The organism is Marinomonas sp. 63XJN7_7_ISO-PGPR-S23-202 (genome assembly GCF_056173505.1).
This window is the reverse complement of record NZ_CM149677.1, coordinates 2,092,936-2,107,087: the sequence shown is the minus strand read 5'-3', so window position 1 is coordinate 2,107,087 and position 14,152 is coordinate 2,092,936. Positions and strand designations below refer to the sequence as shown.

At 45.6% G+C, this 14,152-nt stretch carries 13 protein-coding genes; 12 read left to right on the top strand and 1 reads right to left on the bottom strand.

What is annotated here, in order from left to right:
• Nucleotides 1–64: 64 nt before the first annotated feature.
• From AC0VYG_RS09630 to AC0VYG_RS09595, 8 genes are all read left to right on the top strand, one after another.
• Nucleotides 65–1,132, top strand: a complete 1,068-nt coding sequence (locus AC0VYG_RS09630; RefSeq protein ID WP_475432081.1) for a BMP family ABC transporter substrate-binding protein — start codon at nucleotides 65–67, stop codon at nucleotides 1,130–1,132.
• A gap of 239 nt (nucleotides 1,133–1,371) precedes the next feature.
• Entirely contained in the window at nucleotides 1,372–1,725 is a 354-nt protein-coding gene (gene uraH, locus AC0VYG_RS09625) for a hydroxyisourate hydrolase (RefSeq protein WP_475432080.1), read from the top strand.
• Between the two features lie 3 nt (nucleotides 1,726–1,728).
• Complete coding sequence (gene xdhC, locus AC0VYG_RS09620; protein WP_475432079.1) at nucleotides 1,729–2,532, top strand: xanthine dehydrogenase accessory protein XdhC; 804 nt, start codon at nucleotides 1,729–1,731, stop codon at nucleotides 2,530–2,532.
• Between the two features lie 14 nt (nucleotides 2,533–2,546).
• The gene (locus tag AC0VYG_RS09615) at nucleotides 2,547–3,566 is read left to right on the top strand and encodes an adenosine deaminase (protein ID WP_475432078.1); all 1,020 of its coding nucleotides are present in this window, start codon (nucleotides 2,547–2,549) and stop codon (nucleotides 3,564–3,566) included.
• A gap of 163 nt (nucleotides 3,567–3,729) precedes the next feature.
• Nucleotides 3,730–4,098 (top strand): DUF2750 domain-containing protein, encoded by a 369-nt coding sequence (locus AC0VYG_RS09610; RefSeq protein ID WP_475432077.1) that lies wholly within the window; start codon nucleotides 3,730–3,732, stop codon nucleotides 4,096–4,098.
• A gap of 37 nt (nucleotides 4,099–4,135) precedes the next feature.
• Nucleotides 4,136–4,690 carry a DUF2946 domain-containing protein gene (locus tag AC0VYG_RS09605; protein WP_475432076.1) on the top strand — a complete coding sequence of 185 codons (555 nt, stop codon included), beginning with the start codon at nucleotides 4,136–4,138 and terminating at the stop codon, nucleotides 4,688–4,690.
• Between the two features lie 252 nt (nucleotides 4,691–4,942).
• The gene (locus tag AC0VYG_RS09600) at nucleotides 4,943–6,355 is read left to right on the top strand and encodes a PepSY-associated TM helix domain-containing protein (RefSeq protein WP_475432075.1); all 1,413 of its coding nucleotides are present in this window, start codon (nucleotides 4,943–4,945) and stop codon (nucleotides 6,353–6,355) included.
• 184 nt (nucleotides 6,356–6,539) lie between these two features.
• Nucleotides 6,540–8,501: an LTA synthase family protein gene (locus AC0VYG_RS09595; RefSeq protein ID WP_475432074.1), complete on the top strand. Its 1,962-nt coding sequence runs from the start codon at nucleotides 6,540–6,542 to the stop codon at nucleotides 8,499–8,501.
• Nucleotides 8,502–8,608: 107 nt separating this feature from the next.
• On the opposite strand, the gene AC0VYG_RS09590 is transcribed toward AC0VYG_RS09595, so the two are convergent.
• Nucleotides 8,609–9,268, bottom strand: coding sequence for a class I SAM-dependent methyltransferase (locus AC0VYG_RS09590; protein ID WP_475432073.1), 660 nt, complete (start codon nucleotides 9,266–9,268; stop codon nucleotides 8,609–8,611).
• Between the two features lie 386 nt (nucleotides 9,269–9,654).
• Between AC0VYG_RS09590 and efeU the strand changes: the two genes are divergently transcribed.
• The 4 genes from efeU to efeB all read left to right on the top strand — a co-directional run bounded on the left by efeU (nucleotide 9,655) and on the right by efeB (nucleotide 14,128).
• On the top strand, nucleotides 9,655–10,512 hold the full coding sequence (efeU, locus tag AC0VYG_RS09585) for an iron uptake transporter permease EfeU (RefSeq protein ID WP_475432072.1): 858 nt from the start codon (nucleotides 9,655–9,657) through the stop codon (nucleotides 10,510–10,512).
• A gap of 74 nt (nucleotides 10,513–10,586) precedes the next feature.
• Complete coding sequence (efeO, locus tag AC0VYG_RS09580) at nucleotides 10,587–11,408, top strand: iron uptake system protein EfeO (protein WP_475432071.1); 822 nt, start codon at nucleotides 10,587–10,589, stop codon at nucleotides 11,406–11,408.
• A gap of 71 nt (nucleotides 11,409–11,479) precedes the next feature.
• Nucleotides 11,480–12,616 (top strand): iron uptake system protein EfeO, encoded by a 1,137-nt coding sequence (gene efeO / locus AC0VYG_RS09575; protein ID WP_475432070.1) that lies wholly within the window; start codon nucleotides 11,480–11,482, stop codon nucleotides 12,614–12,616.
• A gap of 138 nt (nucleotides 12,617–12,754) precedes the next feature.
• Nucleotides 12,755–14,128, top strand: a complete 1,374-nt coding sequence (gene efeB, locus AC0VYG_RS09570; RefSeq protein ID WP_475432069.1) for an iron uptake transporter deferrochelatase/peroxidase subunit — start codon at nucleotides 12,755–12,757, stop codon at nucleotides 14,126–14,128.
• The last annotated feature ends 24 nt before the right edge of the window (nucleotides 14,129–14,152 follow it).

Sequence of the window (14,152 nt, the reverse complement as noted above, 5' to 3'; positions counted from 1 at the left end):
AAAAATAGTATAAAGCGTTCCATTAACAACGACAAAATCGCCGAAGGGCACAAGGAGTTTCATCATGAAGTTAAAGAGTTTATTACTTGGCGTAGGTCTCATGCTTGGCGTGACCATGGCCCAAGCAGAAGAACCTTTTAAAGTTGGCTTTGTATACGTTGGCCCAGTGGGAGATCTGGGCTGGAGTTACGAGCACGACCAAGGCCGCAAAGAAATGGAAAAATATTTCAAAGGGAAAGTAAAAACGACGTATGTTGAAAACGTGGCAGAAGGTGCAGACGCAGAACGTGTCATTACCCAACTGGTCAAAGCAGGCAACAAAGTCATCTTTACGACATCATTTGGCTTCATGAATGCAACCGTTAAAGCGGCCAAACGCTTTCCTAATGTAGTGTTCGAACATGCCACAGGGTATAAACGGGCAAAAAATTTAGGCACTTATGTTCTTCGTACTTACGAAGGCCGTTATATTTCTGGTGTTGCCGCTGGATTGCTCACTAAAACCAATACCATAGGTTACATCGGAGCCTTCCCTATTCCGGAAGTTATCCGTGATATCGATGCGACCTACATGGGGGCAAAAAGTGTTAACCCTAATATCAAACTAAAAATTGTTTGGGCAAACACTTGGTATGACCCAGGTAAAGAAACTGATGCCGCCAATGCTCTAATGGATCAGGGAGCAGATGTACTGATTCAGCATACTGACAGCCCTGCGCCATTGATTGCCGCACAAAAACGTGGTGCTCGTGCCATTGGTCAAGCATCGGATCAGAGTAAATTTGCCCCTCAAGCGCATATTTTCTCAGTACGTGATCACTGGGCACCCTTCTACATAAAAACCGTACAACAAGTGATGAACGGTACTTGGAAGTCGCAAGATTTCTGGGGGGGATTCCATGACAACATGCTGCAACTGGCTTCCATCAATCCTAATTTGCCCAAAAATGTGCGTGCTAAAATTGAGGAAACATTGGCAGCCATCAAATCTGGCAAACTAAAACCGTTCACCGGACCTATTAAAGACAATACCGGAAAAATCGTTGTGCCTGCTGGTCATTCGTTGACAGACCAAGAACTAGCAAGAGTAAATTGGTATGTTCAAGGCATTACCGATAAAATCCCCCACTAGCAGTCGTTTAATGTAAATGGGTTATCGATTCTCTATAGGCGGAGGATCGATAACTTTTCATCTATAATTAAAAAAACGGATAGAAAACAACGAAAGCGCTATTGATAAAAAAGCGAAAGCACTTTATAAAACACCCTACCCCCTTGGCAGAACACCTGTAACGTCACACTTTAAACAGTGTCGCTTTAAGTAGTGGATCAACCGGCATAAGAAAAAGCGAGCACAGGAGAGAAAACCATATGGGATACCTAACGACACACATTCTGGACACAACACACGGCACCCCAGCGGCGGGCGTAGCCATCACGCTCTATGAGCTGATCGATGGCAATAAAGTCCAACTTAACACCAGCATCACAAACAGTGATGGCCGCTGTGACCAGCCTATTCTGCCTGAGAAAGACTTTCACCAAGGCGTGTATGAACTAGAGTTTGCCATCGGAGATTATTATCGCCGCTTGGACAAACAGCTTGCAGAGCCACTGTTTTTGGATGAGGTGGTGATTCGCTTTGGTATTAATGACGACACCAGCCACTACCATGTTCCCGTTTTAGTTTCCCCCTATGGCTACAGTACATATCGAGGTAGCTAAACCATGGATACAAAATGGGTTCAAGAAGCGGCTAAACTGGAAAAATCAGGCATCGATTTTGTGATGGTATCTGTTTTTGCCATAAAAGGGTCTACACCAAGGGAAATAGGCGCTCGTATGCTTGTTACACAGCATGCCACTTATGGTACCGTCGGCGGTGGTCATTTAGAATGGAAAGCCATTGCGAAAGCAAGGGAAAAGCTTAGCGAAAAAGACAGTCAAACAAGCACCGAGGATTACCCTCTTGGGGCGACATTAGGACAATGTTGTGGTGGCTTTGTGACATTGCTGTTTGAAAGTGTCCTGCAATCTCCATTAACCATTGCAATTTTTGGTGCGGGGCATGTTGGGCGGGCTATTGTACATTGCTTAGAAAATATCCCTTGCCATTTAATCTGGGTAGACAGTCGTCAAGATGAGTTCCCCACACAGGTATCGGACAAGGTAACCACTAAAATCAGCGATTACCCCGTTGATGAAGTCGCCGATATGCCTGCCAATACTTTTTATCTGGTACTCACACACAATCATCAACTGGATTTAGAACTGACTGAAGCCGTAATAAAACGTAACGATGCGGCCTTTATCGGGGTTATTGGCTCGAAAACCAAAAGCGCTCGGTTCCGCCATAAGTTAGCCAGTAAAGGCTTCAGTCAGGTTCAAATAGACCAAATGCATTGCCCAATGGGTGAACCCAATTTGCGCTCAAAGCAGCCTGGAGAAATCGCCATCTCTGTCCTTTCCCAGCTGTTAAAAGTACGCGCATCACAACACACAAAAGCATCCCTAGCGATGCCCGTTAAATGAAAAAGAGGTATCCCATGAGTGTGGAAACACTGATGACACTGGCCGAAAAAATGCCAAAAACCGAACTACACCTTCACATTGAGGGAACCTTTGAACCCGAACAGATGTTTGCACTGGCTGAACGCAACCAGATCCCGCTAAAATATTCGAACGTTGAAGACCTGAAAGCCGCTTATCAATTCACCAATCTTCAAGACTTCTTGGATCTGTACTATCAAGGCATGTCTGTCCTGTTAAAAGAAGCAGACTTTTACGATTTGACGATGGCCTACCTAACCAAAGTACATCAAGAAAATGTCGTGCATGTGGAAATCTTTTTTGACCCTCAAGGGCACCTATCCCGTGGAGTGGATTTCGAGCCACAAATCAGCGGCATTTATAAAGCGTTAAAAGACGCAGAAGAACAGTGGGGAATGACCTCCAAGCTCATTATGTCCTTTCTGCGCCATTTAAGCGAAGACAGTGCGTTTGAGACCCTAGAACTTGCCAAACCCTATCTTGATTGGATAGACGGCGTAGGATTAGACAGCTCGGAAATAGGCCATCCCCCAGAAAAATTTGCTCGCGTTTTCAAAGCCTGCCAAGAATTGGGACTGAAAGTCACTGCCCATGCCGGTGAAGAAGGCCCTGCTGACTACGTATGGCAAGCCATCGACCTTATACAAGTAGATCGCATTGACCATGGCAACAGAGCACTTGAGGATGAACAGCTCGTTAAGCAAATCAAAGCCCGCAACTTAACTCTCACCGTTTGTCCCTTGTCTAACCTAAAACTGTGCGTAGTTGATGAGTTAACCGATCACCCCATTAAGCACATGCTAAAGCTCGGCCTCAACGCCACCGTCAACTCAGACGATCCGGCTTACTTTGGCGGGTACATGGTGGACAACTACCATGCTTTGATAAAAGAGTCCGATCTGAGTAAAGCAGAACTGCACCAATTGGCCAAAAACAGCATTGTCGGCAGTTGGATGTCAGCGGATGCAAAGCAACAACATCTGACGACACTTGATCAACTGTTTAGCGCATCTTAATAACCACCTTGACCTTCGGAAAAGCAAAACAAGCGGGTCACCACCCTCTGTTTTGCTTTTTTATCGCCTGCTGTACGATTTTATCTAAAGTATTCTAGCGCTAGGCAGCCCCATTAAGATTTCTTATGATAGAATGCCCTCTTTTTCCATTAGAGCAAAATCCATGACTGAGACTTCTTCTCTTAACGATACATTTTTCCGCTTACCGAGTCGCCAACGTTACGACGAAGTCATCGCACTCATTAAGAAAAAGAACAGTATTTGGACCCTGGCCGATGCGCAAGGCTGCCTAATTCTCCCACTTGGCCAAGATAAAATCTTACCTATTTGGCCAACGCCTGAATTAGCGCTCTCATGGGGACAAAAAGACTATTCCAGTTTTAATCCCCTAGAGATTTCTAGCATGGATTGGACTGACAAATGGTTACCTGGCATGGAAAAAGATGGTTTTGATGTGGGCGTCGCTCCAAATCTTGCCGGTGAATGCATTGTGTCAAGCGCGCAAGAACACGCTGGTGATATTCAAGGTTAAATAACCTCGATAAACGTCTCTCCATAAGGATTGTGTGATGACATGGTCGATGATTCAACCCAATAAGCGAACAAGACGTTTTCCCGTCTTGCTTAGTCTATTTGCAGTCATCGCCATTTATGTCGTTCCTCTCATATCACAGCTGAACATGCAAGCTCATGGAATGAGCCACATGGATATGAATCCAACGATGCATCAGCATCACAACCTTCCCCATTCACCAACCAAACAAGTCATAGCCCAGCCACCATCATCGATGGAGCATATGAATGAACATGGTGGCAGGGAAAAAATGGCGGAATCGGGTTCCATGGACTTCCATGACCCGGATTATTCCAATAAGTCGATGGACGATGGTGATACCTTAGAACTTAGGGCGGCTTGCGGGTTCTGTACACTCCTCTTCCACCTCGCCTGCTTAGCGGTACTTATCTTTATCCTGCCAATCTTAGTGGCGACTTCTTATCCCGCTATATCTTATACTATTAGCACTCATCTCTTACCCTCGCGCTATTCAAGATTACAGCCAAGGGCCCCGCCAAACACTTCCCACGCTACGTTTATATCATCACACAGCGATCTATTGGCATAACATCCTGATGACGGCATATGACAACCAGTCACGTCATATCATCATGTAAGGTGGTTAACCAATAGAAAACTGGGACCTTTGACGATCACGGATAGGTTAAATAAGAGTTCCTCAAGGAACCTTTACGTCCATTGTTCACATCGTATTAACCGACGACGTCATCGAACCCAGGGCACCGATCGCTTATTTTATTGTTAGATAAGTTTCGCTCCTCTTTTGGAGACAACTTATCCTGTTAGACAGATGAAATTTATGTCCAATATACAGAACACAAAGAAGCCAGACGCTTCGAAAAATGCCATGTTATTATTGATCACCCGTTTACACTTTTATATTGGCATGTTTGTCGCCCCGTTTATTTTCATCGCGGCATTGACAGGCACCGTTTACGTATTAACCCCGCAACTTGAGGCTTATGTCTACAAGCACGAACTCAAGACCGACAGTACAGGGCCAAATAAACCCTTAACTGAGCAAATAGCCGCTGCTCGCCGATCCTTATCAAAAGATCTCACCCTATTTGCTGTGCGACCCGCACCGCTACCAGGGGACACCACTCGCGTCATGTTTCTCGATCCAAGCACATTATCGGGCGTTCGCTCCGTTTTTATTGACCCTCATAACTTAGCGGTTCGCGGCAGCTTAGGTGTCTATGGTACCAGCGGCGTCCTGCCCCTTCGTACTACTATCGATTACCTACATCGCACCCTATTACTAGGCGATTTGGGACGAAACTACAGTGAACTGGCCGCTTCTTGGTTGTGGATTGCCGCGCTAGGGGGCGTGTATCTTTGGTACAAGGGAGGTAAAAAGAACCAAACCAAGCTTGCCTCTCGCACACCCTATTTGAGAAAACGTAGAAGCCACTATCAACTTGGCTTAGTGATTTTTCTTGGACTGGTGTTCTTTTCAATTACTGGTCTGACTTGGTCTAAATGGGCCGGTGGTAACATCAGTACAGTCCGCCAACACATTGGCTGGGTCACACCCTACGTCTCTCTAGATATCAAAAAGACGGCGCACAGCACAGGCATGGGTGAGCATGCGAATCACCTTGGTCATTCAAACAACACCAATATGGCCATGGCTCAAACCGCACCATCCGCAACAGAAACCGACCCGCTTTTCGACAAGGTATTAAATACCGCGCGAGCAGCGGGCATCCATTCCACTAAGATTGAGATCAAACCACCAAGAAAAGCCAATACAGCTTGGTTTGTTCGTGAAATCCATCGGGAATGGCCCACTCAAGTCGACTCTGTCGCCATCGATGGCAGCACCTTAGCGGTATTAGATCATGCGCAATTTGCTCACTTCCCATTGATTGCCAAATTAATCCGTTGGGGGATTGATGCTCACATGGGCTTATTATTTGGTTTAGCCAATCAACTCATATTAGCCGCTTTTGGTTTGTCACTGTGTGTCATGATTGTTTGGGGATACACCATGTGGTGGCGTCGACGTCCAACCGCTGGAGCCACCTCCAAACCACTGCTTGATGCTTGGAGTAAACTATCGCCCACATGGAAAGCCATTAGCCTTCTAGTGAGCCTCTTTGTTGCGATCAGTCTGCCCGTGATGGGCATCAGTTTAGTCGTGTTTTTACTTATCGACGCGATTCGTTGGCAAAAACGGCTGCGAACCAAGACCACACTTCTCCAGTAAAGAAATCAAGCGCCCTATTCTAGACGGAATAGGGCATTTTTGTGGGTAGCCTGCCTTACCGCTTTATACTGCCATCTCTTCATATTACGTTGTCACAGTAAGATTTTTTTGAAATATTTATGAAACATTTTTCCATATTTTATACTATAATCAAACGTTTTCATCCTTCTGTTTGGTTTCTAATATGGTAAACGCATTAAATCGATACCGCTCTCCACTCAAACCCTTTCTTACTTTTTTTCTCATTACATTATGTACCTTAACCTTAAGCCGGCTTGCTCTGATCATCTGGCAACATGAACGGGTCGATTCGTTTAAAGATTGGCTCACCATATTAGGGTTTGGTTTGCGTATTGACTTAGCCTCGCTAGCCTACCTAGCCGCCTTACCCGCACTCTTTGCCGTACTGGTCTCCGGCATTCCTTATATTAATCGTGTCTGGGATATTGTATGCCGCATTTGGCTCTCGGCAGCCTTTGTTTTTTGTGTCTTTATGGAAGCGTCAACACCCGCCTTTATCAACGAGTACAATTTACGCCCAAACCGCCTGTTCGTTGAATATTTAATCTACCCCAAAGAAGTGTTTTCCATGCTTATGGCGGGGCATAAACTCACCCTTGCCTTATCGTTACTGGTCACGATTGCCGCTTTTGTGGGCATTTATTATTTAATGCGTAAACAGCACATCACCAACAAACCGCAACCAAAATGGTTTGAACGACCGGTTCTCGCCGTGCTCATTTTACTTCTTGGCGTATTAGCCGCGCGCTCTAGCTTGCAACATCGAGCCATTAACCCAAGCTATACCGCCTTTACCAATGATCCTTTGGTCAATAGCCTAACCCTCAATTCAGCTTACTCCATGCTCTATGCGGTCAGTCAGATGCAAGATGAGGTCAGCTCGTTTCAACTTTATCCGCAAATGAGCAAAGCAGACATTCTCTCCAACATACACAAATCCATGGGCCTAAAAGAAGCGGACTTTGTGTCGAAAGACTTCCCTACTTTGCACAAGCAAACCGCGACCCATCAATACAAACACCCCAAAAACCTCGTGATTATTTTGCAAGAAAGCCAAGGGGCACAATTTATTGGCAGCCTAGGAGGCCTACCGCTATCCCCTGAATACGACAAATTAGCCAAAGAGGGCTGGGCTTTTAACCAGCTTTACGCAACAGGCACGCGCTCTGTGCGAGGAATCGAGGCCGTCGTGACCGGGTTCGTCCCAACACCAGCACGCAGTACGGTTAAACTACCCAACTCTCAAACGGGCTTTTTCACCCTTGCGAAATTACTGGGACAGAAGGGATACGACACCAGCTTTATCTACGGTGGTGGTGCGCATTTTGATAACATGAAAGCCTTTTTCTTAGGCAATGGTTTCGACAGCATTATTGAAGAAAAGGACTTTGTAAATCCTGAGTTTATTGCCTCTTGGGGCGTCAGCGACGAAGACCTGTTCAAAAAAGCCAACGAGACATTTATTGAAAAAGCTCAGCATAACAGACCCTTCTTTAGCCTTGTGTTTAGTTCCTCCAATCACGACCCTTTTGATTTTCCTGATGGCAAAATTGAAGATTACAACACACCGAAAAACTCTCGTGAGAATGCGGTAAAATACGCGGATTACGCAGTAGGCAAATTTTTTGATATGGCGAAAAAGTCTAACTATTGGAAAAATACGGTATTTCTTATTGTCGCCGATCACGATGCTCGCTCCAGCCGACCAGAACTGGTTCCCATTACCAACTTCCATATTCCTGGATTAATCTTAGGCGCAGATGTTCCACCGCAGGAAGATCATCGTCTTATCAGTCAAATAGACCTAGCACCAACCCTGCTGTCTTTAATCGGCATCAACTCGTCGCACCCGATGATTGGACAAGACTTAACCAAACGAGATGCCAGTTATGTGGGCCGGGCCATCATGCAATTCAATCAGAACCAAGCCTTTATGCGTGGTAATCAGGTCGTCATCTTACAACCCAAATTGCCACCAAAGACCTTTATTTATCGAAATCATCGCTTAGAAGCCTCTAAGGATGTCAGTCCAAAGCTCATCAACGAAGCCATTGCCCATCCATTACTCGGCACTTGGCTCTATGAAGACAAAAAATACAACATACCAAGAGAAAGCGAGGAATAAACAAACAGAAGCCGAGCAATGCTCGGCTTCACATTCAATCGGTTAGCAAATTCAGACTCTTAATGTAAAGCCTTTTTGCTGGATAACGACGATCGCGAACCCTGCCATCAAATTTTAGAACGATGATAGCTAAGGACCTGCCCCTTAAAAGGTTTCAGCAAATAACCCGTTTCCAACGGTTTACTTTGACTATGTTGATACCCTAATGACACCATTTTCTTACTAAACACAGCATGATGACCCCGACCCGGATCAACCAAAATCACTTCACAATCTGGCGCTGCATGACAGTCAATAAAATCTGCTAGCATGTCCACATGGGAGCGCTCATACAACAAATCACTACCAATAATGCAATCATACTGACCTAATGAGGTCTCGCCATCTTGCCAACCAGTTCGTACAAATGGAATAGGACGATCCCCATTGAGCAATACGTTCGCACTCAAAAAACGCCCTGCTTCTGGGTGATAATCCGTCGCGGTAATATTGGCATGACGATGATTCAATACCAAACTGGCCAAACCAATACCACAGCCCACTTCTAAAATACGCAACCCATCGATGTTATGGGTATACATCAAATGCGCTAATATCTCACCTGAAGGCCAAATAATGCCGAATAACGGCCAAGTAGCAGAGGAAATACCCAGATTTAGAGCTTCATTATCATCATCAGAAAATTGTTGATTATCGCGAAGAGTACGTACGTGAATATCGGAAAGATCAAACTCTAATGTTTGATAACGCACACGAAAAGTTGACATAGTTGACCTAATTAACGCTCAATACTACTGAGCTAAGAGCGTCATACTAACCGTATCTTGGCCATTTACCTACTCAATAACACAAATTAAATGTTGCGTTATGTGCATAAAGCCTGCCCGTCCTACTAGACATACGATAGTTAAAGCCTCTCTAATCCCCTGCTAAGACATATCTAACCATTCGTTGAAAAATAAACCTCCCACAGAAATAAACGACCTAAACGCCAATAATAAGGAAAAAATGTGAATAAGTTGTCAGGATACTAACACCTGAACTGAACATACATATAATAAAACAATATTGATATTCATTATCATTAGTATTTATAAAACGCATTACATTTCGATATTTTTAGCTTTTATCACTCACAGGCAAGGTGTCACCTATGTTTTTTGTTCCCTTTCTAATCATGCTCCGAGAAGGACTTGAAGCGGCGTTAATCGTCAGCCTTATCGCAGGTTACCTTAAACGCACTCAACGCGGACATTGGATGCCAGCTGTTTGGGGGGGCGTTTTCAGTGCCGCACTACTCTGTTTAGCAATTGGTTATGGCATCAATGAAACCACGGGGGAGTTTCCTCAAAAACAACAGGAATTATTCGAAGCCATCGTTGCTGCCATCGCCGTTGGTATGTTGACCTACATGGTGTTTTGGATGCGTAAAGCAGCGGCCTCAGTCAAAACGGATCTACACAGTTCCATCGATAAAGCATTGGGCAAGTACCAAGGTTCTCGCCAAGGTTGGGCTTTGGTTTGCATGGTGTTCCTAGCGGTCGCCCGCGAAGGGTTAGAATCCGTCTTCTTTCTTCTCTCAGCCTTCCAGCAAGGCGCTGGTACTTCCGCACCACTAGGGGCGGTGACAGGCTTAGCTTTGGCCGTCCTATTGGGCTTTGCCATTTATTTAGGTGGTCTCAAATTACCACTGAGCGCCTTCTTCCGTTGGACCAGCTTATTTATTTTATTTGTGGCAGCAGGTCTTGCAGCAAGTGCCATTCGATCACTACACGAAGCAGGTATTTGGAATTACTTCCAAAGCATCGCCTTTAATGCCAGCGATCTACTCTCGACGCACAGTGTGTTTGGCACCTTATTAGAAGGTTTATTGGGGTATCAAGAAACCCCCACTATCAGTGAAGTTGCCATCTACTTTATTTATCTTCTTCCCGCGCTGTATTGGTTCTTCAAGAAAGATGATCTCACTTCCAGCCCCACGAGTCGTCCGGCGAATAGTGGGACGTCTTAGGTCAATCGGAATAACAAGTAAAACACTCTATTACAAACGCTCTACTCTTAAACAACAACGATACGGAGTCACTAATGAAAACTACTCTCTCAACGCTTGCTCTTGCTGTGTCTATCGCCGCTTGTTCAACCATGGCTCAAGCCAAAACACAGGCTTCTGATTTGGTCGCTCCCATTACCGACTACAAGTTCTACGTGATTGAACAAGTCGATGGTATGGTGAAAGATACGAAAGCCTTTACGGATGCGGTCATCGCAGGGGACGTGCAAAAAGCCAAACAACTCTATTCTCCTGCTCGTGTACATTATGAGCGAATTGAACCGGTTGCCGAATTGTTCTCTGACCTTGATGGCAGTATGGATGCCCGAGAAGACGATTATGCCAAAGGCGCAGAAGACCCCAACTTCACAGGCTTCCATCGTATCGAAAAAGCACTGTGGGCAGACAATACCACCCAGGGCATGAAGCCTTATGCAGAGAAACTTTATCAAGACACACTTGAACTGCATAAACGACTCACCAACTTGGCTTTCCCCCCTAGCGCAGTAGTAGGGGGCGCCGCGGGCTTAATCGAAGAAGTGGCTTCCAGTAAAATCAGTGGTGAAGAAGACCGTTACGCCCGTACCGACCTTGACGATTTTCAAGCAAATGTCGATGGGGCGCAAAAAATCGTCTCCTTGCTAAAACCCATTCTCATTGAGCAAAACCCTACTCTGGTCAAAAAGATCGACGGCAATTTCAAGCGTGTTGATAGTATTTTAGCGAAATACCGTACTCCAACAGGCTTTGAATCCTACGAAAAATTGACCAATCAAGATCGTCTGGCGTTAAAAGGTCCAATCACGGTATTGGCTGAAGACTTGTCTCTGCTTCGTGGCGAACTCAACCTTAATTAATCCATCATACGATCACATCAAACACCACGGTTTGATTGGTTTCAAACCGTGTGTTGCTTATGGAGAGAAACATGTCTGCTTTATTCCAGAACATCTGGCGAAAACCTGCTTTGTTCGCAGTGGCGACAGGGAGTTTGCTGGCATCTTGTAGTGCATTCGCCAGCGATGTCCCGCAATACAATGTCGTCGTCGACGATAAAAAGTGTCAGCCTATGGCCCTTACCGTTCCAGCAGGCAAAGTACAATTTATTATTCGTAACCAAAGTATGCGAGCACTGGAATGGGAAATTCTTGATGGTGTTATGGTCGTTGCCGAACGGGAAAACATCATCCCAGGCTTTCAGCAAAAAATGACCGTTACCCTAGAGCCTGGCACCTATGAGATGACCTGTGGCTTATTAACCAACCCTCACGGAAAACTTACCGTGCAAAGCGACGGTCAGAACAAACCTTATAAAATCACCAGTAACGATTTTATTGGGCCTATTGCCGAGTACAAATTCTATGTAATGAATGAAACCCGCCAATTGACTCAGGCGACTCAAGCCTTTACTGATGCCATTCGTGCCAACGAGATGGACAAAGCCAAGGCACTTTACAGCCAAGTGCGTGTGCATTATGAGCGGATTGAACCTATTGCTGAATTGTTTTCTGATCTAGATAACCGTATTGATGCCCGTGAAGATGCCTTTGCCATGGGGGCAAAAGACCCACACTTTATGGGGTTCCATCGTCTTGAATATAACCTCTGGAAAGCCAACAGCTTGGCAGATAGCAAAGCATTAGCCGATCAGCTTGATAAGGATGTGACCGAACTACAGGGCCGCATACGTAATCTACCCTTTCCACCCTCTACCGTCGTCGGTGGTGCGGCAGGCCTTATTGAAGAAGTGGCAGCCAGCAAACTCAGTGGTGAAGAAGATCGTTACGCCCACACCGATCTGGACGATTTCAACGCTAATGTGGAGGGAGCTCAAAAAATCGTCTTCTTATTCAAGCCGATGATGGACAAGATTAACCCCCCATTACAACACCGTATTGAAAACAACTTCAAACAGGTCAATGAGATTTTGGCACGCTACAAAACCGACACAGGCTTCGAACCTTATAACCAGCTATCTGAGCAGGACAGAAAGCGTTTAAAAGGGCCGATTACCGAACTGGCGGAAGATTTAGCAAAACTGCGCGGCAACCTTGGTCTGAACTAAGCAAGCACGCACAACATATTTGACAAGCGAACAAAAGGCCATGGGCGAAGACATTCGGCCCGTTCATCAACAACCGTTAACGCAATCCGCTGGAGCAGAGCGAAAGCGTAACAAGTGACCATATTTGAGGGGAATAACATGAATTGCCCGTTTCATTCTCTATTACAATCCAGACAGACACAAAAAAACAATCAAACAGAAAAAACCGAACAAAGCCACGACTCAATTGTCGAGGAGCGCCGTAATTTACTGAAAGGTCTTGGCGCCTTTGGCGGGGCTGTTGCTCTCGGTAGCGCCGTCTCTACTCAGGCACTGGCCGGATCAGAGGGTATGATGGAGAAAAACATGAAGGCGAAAGAAGATTCATTCGACGCTGAATTTTACACCAGCCGTCAAATGAAACAGCCTTTTTACGGCGAATATCAAAGCGGTATTTTAAATCCACCTCCTGCGTCAGCTTGTGTCGTATCCTTTGATGTGATCGCTTATAACAACGACGATTTAAAAGGCCTCTTTAAAACCCTCACCGAACGGGCAAGGTTTCTAACCCAAGGAGGCAAACCGCCCAGCACAGGGGATAAGTTTCCCCCGTTGGACTCTGGCATTGTAGGCACTTATATCAATCCAGATAACCTAACCCTTACCGTTGCACTGGGCGCCAGTCTGTTTGATGAGCGTTTTGGTTTAGCGGATAAAAAACCCAAGCATCTCGTCACCATGACACGTTTTCCAAACGATGCCTTACAAGCCGAAAGCTGCCATGGTGATTTATTAATTCAGTTCTGCGCAAATTCCCCCGAAACCGTGATTCACGCGATGCGCGACATCATTAAACACACGCCAGCCACATTGAGCGTGCGCTGGCGCCGAGACGGTTTTATCTCCAACCACGTGGCGGCAACAGCGGGTAAAGAAACCCCAATCAATCTACTTGGTTTTAAAGACGGAACGGTCAATCCCAATACAAAAGATCCAAAAGTGGCTAACGAAGTCATTCTCGTTACACCAGAAAACCAAGAACCCAAATGGGCTACTGGTGGCAGCTATTTGGCCGTACGAACCATTCGCTTTTTCGTCGAACAGTGGGACAGAACACCACTGCAAGAACAAGAAACCATTTTTGGTCGAGAACGTGATACAGGCGCACCGTTGGGCATGAAACACGAGCATGATATTCCTGATTACGCTCAAGACCCTGAAGGAAAAATCATCCCACTGGATGCCCATATGCGCTTAGCGAACCCTAGAACTCCAGGCTTTAATCAACACCAACTGTTACGCCGCGCTTATAACTACTCAGATGGTGTGACCAATGCTGGCCAACTGGAAATGGGACTGCTCTTCCTAGCCTATCAAGCAGACTTAAAGGCGGGCTTTATCACGGTACAAGAGCGCTTAAATGGCGAGCCACTAGAAGAATACATCAAGCCATTTGGTGGTGGTTATTTCTTTGCCTTACCAGGCGTGAAAAAACCAGGAGATTACTTTGCCCAAGAGCTGCTAGAAAGCTAGTCTCTTGTTTCTAGTGGAAAGGGA

Bases quoted from the DNA above. Each gene is read 5' to 3' on its own strand.
- AC0VYG_RS09630 (WP_475432081.1), top strand. From the start codon at position 65: ATGAAGTTAAAGAGTTTATTACTTGGCGTAGGTCTCATGCTTGGCGTG.
- uraH (WP_475432080.1), top strand. From the start codon at position 1,372: ATGGGATACCTAACGACACACATTCTGGACACAACACACGGCACCCCA.
- xdhC (WP_475432079.1), top strand. From the start codon at position 1,729: ATGGATACAAAATGGGTTCAAGAAGCGGCTAAACTGGAAAAATCAGGC.
- AC0VYG_RS09615 (WP_475432078.1), top strand. From the start codon at position 2,547: ATGAGTGTGGAAACACTGATGACACTGGCCGAAAAAATGCCAAAAACC.
- AC0VYG_RS09610 (WP_475432077.1), top strand. From the start codon at position 3,730: ATGACTGAGACTTCTTCTCTTAACGATACATTTTTCCGCTTACCGAGT.
- AC0VYG_RS09605 (WP_475432076.1), top strand. From the start codon at position 4,136: ATGACATGGTCGATGATTCAACCCAATAAGCGAACAAGACGTTTTCCC.
- AC0VYG_RS09600 (WP_475432075.1), top strand. From the start codon at position 4,943: ATGTCCAATATACAGAACACAAAGAAGCCAGACGCTTCGAAAAATGCC.
- AC0VYG_RS09595 (WP_475432074.1), top strand. From the start codon at position 6,540: ATGGTAAACGCATTAAATCGATACCGCTCTCCACTCAAACCCTTTCTT.
- AC0VYG_RS09590 (WP_475432073.1), bottom strand. From the start codon at position 9,268: ATGTCAACTTTTCGTGTGCGTTATCAAACATTAGAGTTTGATCTTTCC.
- efeU (WP_475432072.1), top strand. From the start codon at position 9,655: ATGTTTTTTGTTCCCTTTCTAATCATGCTCCGAGAAGGACTTGAAGCG.
- efeO (WP_475432071.1), top strand. From the start codon at position 10,587: ATGAAAACTACTCTCTCAACGCTTGCTCTTGCTGTGTCTATCGCCGCT.
- efeO (WP_475432070.1), top strand. From the start codon at position 11,480: ATGTCTGCTTTATTCCAGAACATCTGGCGAAAACCTGCTTTGTTCGCA.
- efeB (WP_475432069.1), top strand. From the start codon at position 12,755: ATGAATTGCCCGTTTCATTCTCTATTACAATCCAGACAGACACAAAAA.